Genomic DNA, 9,244 nt, shown 5'->3' with positions numbered 1-9,244 from the left:
AGCTTCGACTTCGCTCAGTTAGCGTTGGCTGAGCGAAGTCGAAGCCACAGGTACTTTAATTAATAGCAAGTCCTTTAGTTTAAAGTTAAACTTTAACTTTAAACTGAATGCATAAAGCCCGATCGCGAAAGTTAATCATGAATATTACAGTCAAGCTTCGCCGCCAAACATCGCGCCATAGCAAACCCACCTATCAAATCTTTCATATCGAAGCCGATCCCGATCGCACCACAGTACTCGATGCCTTAATCAAAATTCAGAGCGAACAGGATGGCTCCATCGGTTTTCGGCGCAACTGTCGCAATGCCATTTGCGGTTCTTGCTCGATGCGGATTAATGGGCGATCAGGCTTGGCTTGTCAGAAGCAGATCGGCGAAGTGATGGGAGAGAATGATACCGAATTGGTAATCGAACCGATGCAAAATCTCCCTGTCATTAAAGACTTGATCGTGGACATGACTAAATTTTGGGATAACCTCGCCAAGGTCGATCCCTATGTCTCCACTGCATCGCGGCAAATTAGCAAAACTGAATTTTTGCAAACTCCCGAACAAAGAGCCAAGCTCCAAGCGGCTGCTAATTGTATTCTCTGCGGTTCCTGCTATTCCGAATGTAATACTGCTGCGATCAGCGCTCGCTTCGTTGGTCCCCATGCCTTGGCCAAAGCCTATCGAATCATGGCGGATAACCGCGACGATCGCACTGAGGAACGAATCCAAAAATATAACGAATCGGGATTTGTTTGGGACTGTACTCGCTGCTATAACTGTAACGAAGTCTGTCCTGTGGAAGTGCAACCCCTAGATCGAATTTCCCAAATCAAACATGAAATTCTTGCCAATCCCGATCTGCCAGAATCCACCGCTCAACGCCATCGTCACACAATGGTTGATCTCGTCAAAGAGGATGGCTGGATTGATGAAAGCAAATTTGGGGTGCGGGTCGTTGGTGATAACTTCCGCGATCTCAAAGGACTGCTGAGCATTTTCCCTCTCGGTATCCGCATGGTTTTAAGTGGCAAAATGCCCTATCCTTGGCAATTCCAAAAATCCGAGGGAGCGATCGAAGCGAAAGCCTTAATTGAAGCGATCGAGCAAGCTAAAAATAAGTAAGGTTTGCTTAGCTAAAGATGAGTGGCGGCGCTTCGCGCCGCCACTCATCTTTAGGCTTTTACGCTGCTATAAGTAGCTGGGCATAATTAAAAAAAACATAATCTGGAGCGCACGCGCAGCGTGCGCTCCAGAAAGACTACCTAAAAAATACCTGCGGATTCGTAAAGGCGACGGATGAGGGCGATGATTTTGCGATCGTAGAGAGGATCGATCGCCCAGCGTCCAGTTAATTGATGTAAAACTGGGGCAACTCCCCTAGCCACTAAATGGAATCTTGGTGCAACTACAGGTTTGAAGAGGGGCGCATTACTGGCATAGGCCTTAAGATGCTGAATATGTGCTCTCACACCTGTCCGCCGATCGGCAAAACTTGCACCCAGATTAGTCTTGGAATTAGAGATCGCTCCTAAACTCGCAAAATTATTTTGATCGGGCTCAATCCCCCTACCAAATCGCAAGAAACTAGTTTCCACGCACATCTGACAAAAGGCAATATCGTGATTCACTCCTTCAATCTCGGCTTCCTCTCGATACAAATGGGGTAAGTCACCATAATCAGTGAGCGCAGATTCGTTATTGTTTTTGAGAAACATCAGTAGTTGGACTTCCGATGCATTGCCCACACCCATGATTTGATCGATTTGCCCAACAAAAACCTTAAAGATCGTTTTGAGAGAAAGAGTCCGAGTGGTGCTATCCCATGAGACAGAAGTATTGATTTCACGCAAAGCGATCGCCTGTACATAGACGATGCTTTGATAGCGCAGGCAACAAGATAGAGGGATTTGACTGAGATTAAAACCGAGCCGATCGACCAGATCCACAGGGACAAAGACATTTCCTGCAACGAGAATCCCTTTTTCTTCATAGCCCTGACCGTTGAGATTGATACTAATCTCTGGATAGGTTACGGGTTTAACTGAGGTAGGACGATTGGCGGGACTGAAAACGGGAATCGTGGTCGCCGTTTCGTTAATCCATGTTTGTAAACCATCGGCAATGCCGATCGCATAGTCTCGCCGTCTTGTTTGCATCAACAGGCGATCTTGAGAATTGTTGCTAAAAATTACTTCCAACAAGATAGAAGGAATTGCAATTTGGCGACAAAAACTCAAGCTACCAATACTCGCGATCGTGTCTGCCTTTGCCCCACGATTGGTAATTTCAGGTACGCGCTTAGTCAAGGCATTGGTAAGAATCTCAGCTTGGCGCTTGCGCAAAGCATTATTCGTAATGTAGTAGGCAGTTGTGCCGCGTAATTCCGTCGCATTAGCGATATCAATTTGTAGAGACAACGCGACATCCTGAGATGTGGCTCTGGCATTAATCCAAGCGATTGTTTCTTCTAAATTGAGGTCATCGCTAGGTATGACGATCGCAATTCCACGCGATCGTAATTCAGCAACCACTAAATCTCTTGTGGCAGCTAATTCACTGGTTTCCATCGTTCCACCCGCCATCTCGCAGCGATCGCGAAATGACCCTTCAAAACCACCCTGACCTGCGGAAATAAATATTTTGCCCATATCCCTATCTGCTAGTTGATTTCAGCAAGCAAAAAAGTCTTCGTAAGTCTATCAGCTTTTGTCCAATTTAACTGTTTATTAAGTGATTAGGCATAATTAAAATCCAGACTAACGACCTGTGGCGCAATCTGCGCCTACGCCACAGGTTATTGATTTTATATTTAATTACACCCAGTTACTTATAGCTATAGTCAAACCCAATAGAGAGTTGCGGCGCGAAGCGCCGCAACTCTCTATTGGGTTTGATGTCCTGACTTAAGTGAATATAGCTATAGCGACAACTGCCTACTCCTCCCAATGAAAAATATGCGATCGACAATATTTAGTAATAACAGCAATCGTCATGTTGTCTCGGCTGAATGGCTCCATACCCACCTCCATGATCAGCAACTTATCATTGTGGATTGTCGATTTTCGTTAAACGATCCCGAACTGGGGCTTAAGCAATATCAAGGGAGCCACATTGAGGGTGCTCATTACCTCGATCTCAATCTTGATTTGTCCAGTCCCGTCCAAAACCATGGCGGTAGGCATCCCTTACCCGACTTTGACCGACTTGCTAGTAAGCTTTCCCAAATAGGGATAGTTTCAGGAGAGACCATGGTCGTTATCTACGACGATTCTCGCTTGGGTTTTGCCGCAAGACTCTGGTGGTTATTGCAGTATATGGGACATGAGCATCGGGCAGTGTTAGATGGTGGCTTCGCGGGATGGCAAGCACAGAAATACCCTGTTAGTAATGAAATTCCCGAAGCAAAAGCTGGCAAGTTTATTCCCAAACTACAAACAGAACTAGTTGTCGATCGCGAAATGGTAAAGGCTCGTAAGGATTTGCCAGAAGTCGTCCTTGTGGATTCGCGTGAAGGCGATCGCTATCGAGGCGAACGCGAACCCATCGATCCGATCGCGGGACATATCGAAGGCGCAGTTAATTATCCTTGGCTGGAAGTTACTAACGATCAAGGTTTTGTAATTGCCAATCAAAGCGATCGTTGGCAGCAGGTGCAAAATGCTCAAGAAGTAATCGTATATTGTGGTTCGGGGGTAACTGCTTGCGTGAATTTACTGTCGCTGCAATTGGCAGGAATTGAGACTGGAAAACTGTATACAGGAAGTTGGAGCGATTGGTGTTCGTATTTGGCATAGACTTATAGCTACTGCCAGTCTTGTTAGGACAGAATTAAAACCCAAGATCGTATTGTTGCGCGAGGCGCGACAACACGATGCCACTTACTTAGCAATCGGTTAACCTAGGACTAGCGATCGCGCCAAATCTCCAAAATCTCCAACTAAGCATCATGTCAAGCGAACAAACACATCCCACATTTTTACTCGTTGACGGACATTCCCTCGCGTTTCGAGCCTTTTATGCCTTTGGTAAACATCCCGAAGGCGGATTGCGCACCTCGACAGGAATCCCCACTAGTGTTTGTTTTGGCTTCTTGAAAGCATTAATTGAGATGCTCGATCGCGAAAAACCTGCTGCCGTAGCGATCGCCTTTGACCTTGCCACCCCGACATTTCGTCATGAAATCGATGATACCTACAAAGCAAATCGCTCCGAAACTCCTGAGAGCTTTATTCCCGATATTCAGAACTTACAAAAAGTATTAGCAGCGATGAATCTGCCAGCGATTACCCAAGCAGGTTTTGAAGCCGATGATGTATTGGGAACGCTATCTCAAGCGGCGAGTGCGGAGGGCTATACCGTCAAGATCTTAAGTGGCGATCGGGATTTGTTTCAGTTAATTGATGCTGATAAACGGATTTCGGTATTGAACTTAGGACAAAAAGATAAGATCGTCGAATATCACGCCGATCAGGTGAAAGAACGGCTAGGAGTCTTGCCCACGCAGGTTGTGGACTATAAAGCCCTCTGCGGTGATGCTTCCGATAATATTCCTGGGGTGCGGGGGATTGGCGAGAAAACGGCGGTCAAATTAATAGAAGAATATGGCAGCTTAGAGAATATTTTGGCAGCTTTGCCCAGCATGAAGGGAGCGATTAAGACTAAATTAGAGCAGGGGATTGAGGATGCGAAGCATTCGCAATTTATGGCGACGATTAAAACCGATGTGCCACTTCCCGTGGCGATCGCTGATTGTAAATTGACAGGTTTTGACACTCAGGAGTTAATCCCACTATTAGAGGAACTCGAACTAAAAGCCTTTGTGAATCGAGTCGATCAGATTCAGGCGAAGTTGTCGGGGAATTATGAGAAGAAACCCTCACCCCCAGCCCCTCTCCCTGTGGGAGAGGGGCGCAAAACATCATCTCAGAATGGGGATGATGATGAGCTATGGTTTGACTTTGCTAAGCAAGAGGAGAATCAAGCGATCGCTGCTTCCGCATCTTTGAAATTAGATGTACAAATTATTGACACGATCACAAAATTAGAAAACCTATGCCAAATCCTGAGCAACAAACAACCGACAGCATGGGATACGGAAACCTCGGCATTAAATCCCTTTGAGGCAGAGTTAGTAGGAATTGGTTGCTGTTGGGGAGAATCCATTAGCGAAGTTGCCTATATCCCTTTAAGTCATATAAGTCATAGCTCTGGGCAAAACCTGCAATGGGAAGAAGTAAGAGCAATTCTCAAACCAATTCTCGAAGATGCTACCTATCCCAAATACCTACAGAATGCCAAGTTCGATCGCTTGATGTTTAAATCCGCAGGCATCGAACTAGCAGGCGTGGTCTTTGACACGATGATTGCTAGCTATGCGATCGATCCCGAAGCTAGTCATAAGCTTGACGATCTGGCGATGGAATTATTGCAAATCCGCACCGTTAGTTATAAAACCCTCGTCGGTAAACTCAAATCGATCGCTGAAGTAGATATCCCCGCTGTCGCTCAATATTGCGGCATGGACACCTACATTACCTATCATATTCGACCAATTTTAGAAGAGAAATTAAAAGAGGTTCCCGAACTATGGAACTTGTTCCAAAATCTAGAAATGCCCCTAGAGTCAATCCTTGCAGAAATGGAATGGCGTGGCATCAGGATTGACAAGGATTATTTGAGTGTTTTTTCTCAGGAACTAGAAAAGGATTTAGATGCTTTAGCGATTAAAGCCTATGCCGAAGCAGGACAGGAATTTAACCTCAATTCACCAAAGCAATTAAGCGAAATTTTACTTGAACTACTGGGTGACAAATTCACGAAAAAATCCCGTAAGAGTAAGACAGGTTATTCCACTGATGTTGCCGTTCTGAATAAATTGGAAGGCGATCATCCACTCATTGACACAATTCTCGAAAACCGTACTCTGGCTAAGCTCAAATCCACCTATGTCGATGCTTTGCCATCGCTGATTCAGCCCAAAACTGGGCGCGTGCATACGGATTTCAATCAAACTGTAACTGCCACAGGACGCTTAAGTAGTTCCAATCCCAATTTACAAAATATTCCCATTCGTACTGCTTTCAGTAAGCGGATCCGTGCGGGATTTTTGCCCAAGGAAGATTGGATTTTACTGGCTGCTGACTATTCCCAGATTGAATTGCGGATTCTTGCTCATTTAAGCCAAGAACCTGAATTGATGCGAGCCTTTAATGCTGGGGAAGATGTGCATACAGTCACAGCACAACTACTGCTAGAAAAAGAAGAAGTAAATAGTGAAGAACGTCGTCTCGCCAAAATCATTAACTATGGCGTTATCTACGGCATGGGAGCGCAGAAGTTTAGCCGTGATATTGGTGTCTCCGTTAAAATAGCCAAGCAATTCATTGAGAAGTTTAATCAGCGCTATGAACGCATTTTCACCTATATGCAAAGCGTGGAAGTGGAAGCTGAACGCGATGGCTATGTCCAAACCGTGCTGGGCAGGAGACGCTATTTTCGCAATCTCAAAGACATGGCTGGCTATCAAAAGGCTGCCTTGTTGCGATCGGCGGTTAACGCTCCAATACAGGGAACCAGTGCCGATATTGTGAAATTAGCGATGTTACGGGTGCATGAAATTCTCAAAGACTATCAAGCGCGATTGCTACTGCAAGTCCATGACGAACTTGTATTCGAGGTTCCGCCCGATGAAGTTGATGAACTGCAACCGAAAATCAAAACCGCCATGGAATCGGCGCTAGAGCTGTCAGTAAAGCTAGAAGTGGATATTCATACGGGCAAAAATTGGATGGAGGCTAAGTAATACCAAGTTACAGCGCTTTGCGCTCAAACCCAAACCAAGAAGAGCTTTCAAAGCTCTTCTTGTGGTTTGTTTGATCGATAATTGCTGTAAGAAATGGCTACGCCATTTCTTAACTTGGTATTACTTAGGAACTCAATGTCCTCTCAATACGGCGATCGGGAATTAGCCACATAATGGCTACGGCAACATATAACATGAGAGAGAGCCATGGGTTTAGGAAAGAAAGCAGAACTGCTAGGGCATAAATCACCACTGAGATTTTGCCTTTAAAATCTCTGCCAAGGGCGATCGCCAATGTAGAATCTTGCCCATGATGAGAGATCAATAGACGGCTTAGAATGTAATAAGCGATCGCTGACATCATCAGTACCACACCATAGAGTGCAACTGGTACAGCAGAGAACAAGTTCTCCCCAGACCATGCTGTTACAAAGGGGATCAGCGATAGCCAAAATAGCAAATGCATATTTGCCCATAAGACTCTACCATTAACCTGTCTCACTGCCTGCAGCATATGGTGATGATTATTCCAATAGATTCCCAAGTAGATAAAACTAAGTACATAACTCAGAAATACGGGAATTAAGGGACGTAATGCTTCTAAGGTTGATTCATGGGGAACTTTTAACTCTAACACCATGATCGTGATCAGAATGGCGATAACGCCATCGCTAAAAGCCTCTAATCTGCCTTTGGTCATTGTAATAGATTACTCCTTTCGTTCTTAGTTCAAAACTAAGTTAGGTTTTAATTATGCCCAGTTAAGGAGCTGAGTATAATTAAAACCCAGAATCAAGAGCTGTAGCGCAAGCGCAGCGTGCGCTACAGCTCTTGGGGGTTTATATTTAATTGTACCCAGCTACTTACTTAGAAGTTTTATCATAAACCGCACAAGTACGTATTTACAGCGCTTTGCGCTCAAACTCAAGTCAAGGAAATTTTTGAAAGCACTGCTTTGCAGCGCTTTCAAAAATTTCCTTGACTTGAGTTTGCACTGGCGGCAGCTATAATTTATAGCTCCCAGAAGTTTTTTTTCTTTTTAGGTTTAAGATTTGGCTGCTTCCAAACTTGATTTGTTTTTGGCTTATTCATCTGTGGTTGAGTTATAACAGGAGGGGGAAGCATTCCGATCTGACCACCAGTGCAGTATTCGATAGCTTCATAGATGTCATCTAAGGATACTTTAGCGATTTCTTCCCTGAGACGGGAGAGACTTTTCTCTTGCCCTAAATCTAAGGCTTGTTGAATATCGTCCTGATTGATACTTATATCATTGAATAGCTCTCGGTCTAAAGCATCGTTAAGGACATCTACTAATTCTTCAGGACAAATATCACACAAAGTGTAGGCTAGTTGAGAGTAAAAAAATGAATCTGGAGCAGCTTCATCTCCTGTAAATAGTCCACCAAAGAAAGATAACAGTTCCGATCGGGGAACAATTCCTTCAACCCACGCATAACTCATCGCAACAATAGCGGAACCACGACTAAATTCATAGGCATTCTTGTTGAGGATGAGGGATTTTATCCCCTCAATGGAGCCTCCGCAAGTTCGTAACAAAAGAATTGGTAGACATTCGGTGACAATGTCCCCAAATAGTTCTTCTGGGAAGGGCTCAGGCAAACTGAACAAATCGATAATTACTTGATGAGCTTGTGGTTCTTGAAAATGCCCTAACAAGATTAGGGCATAGATATATAATTCATCATCTTGCTCTTTTAACTGTCTTTTAGGATCGTCTCTAACTTGTTCCAAAGCGGCAATGAGATGGGGCGTGATTTCTTCTTTCTTGTCCAAGACCGCTTCAAGAAACTCGGGACTATATTTGAGTTCAAAAGATTTTAAGCCAGTTAAAATTGTATCTGTGTTCATTTTTTTAACTCAAATATCTTGTTAATGGTTTGCTTCAAATAGTATGAGATAGAAAAGTTTTGATAAGTATTTTTGAACTAGTATTTACCTCATTCTTTCAAAATAGCCTAAACGTAGTAATTATGGGTAAAATTTCCAAAATTTAATCTAACCGATTTTATTGTTTATCGCGATCGCTAAATCTTGTTCGCTATCTAAAAAGCCATCAAGCCATTTAGTCCTCCATTAACCAGCTCATGACATTTCCCATCTATTAATATCATTAGCTCGGCATCTGTCCAGATTTTCTTAGCTGTTGTTGGGGGTGAAAGTGATATCGGGGACATATAAAACTCCTGCTTGCTTAGACTGGATTAATTGTATTTTAAGCAAATTTTGCCATTCATAAAGGAAGATAGTAGATCTGACCTTCTAGTTCTCCTTCGAGACTACAATCTAAGAAACCATTTAAGAATTGGATAGATCCCCCCCAGCCCCCCTTAAAAAGGGGGGAGAATTAAATTCTTCCCCCTTTTTAAGGGGGATTGAGGGGGATCTCTTAGAGTTTTTGACCGCAGAAAGTAATTCTTAAATGGTTTCT

The 9,244-nt window shown here is 43.9% G+C and carries 7 protein-coding genes; 3 read left to right on the top strand and 4 right to left on the bottom strand.

What is annotated here, in order from left to right; translation table 11 throughout:
• The first annotated feature begins 137 nt into the window (after positions 1-137).
• Positions 138-1,112: a succinate dehydrogenase/fumarate reductase iron-sulfur subunit gene (locus AC805_RS18360; RefSeq protein WP_055076727.1), complete on the top strand. Its 975-nt coding sequence runs from the start codon at positions 138-140 to the stop codon at positions 1,110-1,112.
• Positions 1,113-1,252: 140 nt separating this feature from the next.
• On the opposite strand, the gene AC805_RS18355 is transcribed toward AC805_RS18360, so the two are convergent.
• Positions 1,253-2,638, bottom strand: coding sequence for an N-acetylmuramoyl-L-alanine amidase (locus AC805_RS18355; RefSeq protein WP_055076726.1), 1,386 nt, complete (start codon positions 2,636-2,638; stop codon positions 1,253-1,255).
• A 297-nt stretch (positions 2,639-2,935) separates the two neighbouring features.
• On the opposite strand from AC805_RS18355, the gene AC805_RS18350 reads away from it, so the two are divergent.
• Both AC805_RS18350 and polA read left to right on the top strand, forming a co-directional pair.
• Complete coding sequence (locus AC805_RS18350) at positions 2,936-3,784, top strand: sulfurtransferase (protein ID WP_055076725.1); 849 nt, start codon at positions 2,936-2,938, stop codon at positions 3,782-3,784.
• A gap of 152 nt (positions 3,785-3,936) precedes the next feature.
• Complete coding sequence (gene polA / locus AC805_RS18345) at positions 3,937-6,792, top strand: DNA polymerase I (protein WP_055076724.1); 2,856 nt, start codon at positions 3,937-3,939, stop codon at positions 6,790-6,792.
• A gap of 124 nt (positions 6,793-6,916) precedes the next feature.
• Here the strand turns inward: polA and AC805_RS18340 are convergent, their stop codons facing one another.
• From AC805_RS18340 to AC805_RS27170, 3 genes are all read right to left on the bottom strand, one after another.
• Positions 6,917-7,492, bottom strand: coding sequence for a TMEM175 family protein (locus AC805_RS18340; RefSeq protein ID WP_055076723.1), 576 nt, complete (start codon positions 7,490-7,492; stop codon positions 6,917-6,919).
• A gap of 311 nt (positions 7,493-7,803) precedes the next feature.
• Entirely contained in the window at positions 7,804-8,664 is an 861-nt protein-coding gene (locus tag AC805_RS18335; protein ID WP_055076722.1) for a DUF1186 domain-containing protein, read from the bottom strand.
• Between the two features lie 194 nt (positions 8,665-8,858).
• Positions 8,859-8,990 (bottom strand): hypothetical protein, encoded by a 132-nt coding sequence (locus AC805_RS27170; RefSeq protein WP_269433607.1) that lies wholly within the window; start codon positions 8,988-8,990, stop codon positions 8,859-8,861.
• Positions 8,991-9,244: the final 254 nt, after the last annotated feature.

This window comes from Pseudanabaena sp. 'Roaring Creek', from assembly GCF_001402795.1.
Taxonomy (GTDB): domain Bacteria; phylum Cyanobacteriota; class Cyanobacteriia; order Pseudanabaenales; family Pseudanabaenaceae; genus Pseudanabaena.
The sequence above is the reverse complement of the archived record's forward strand: the minus strand, read 5'-3'. Positions and strand labels throughout refer to the sequence as shown.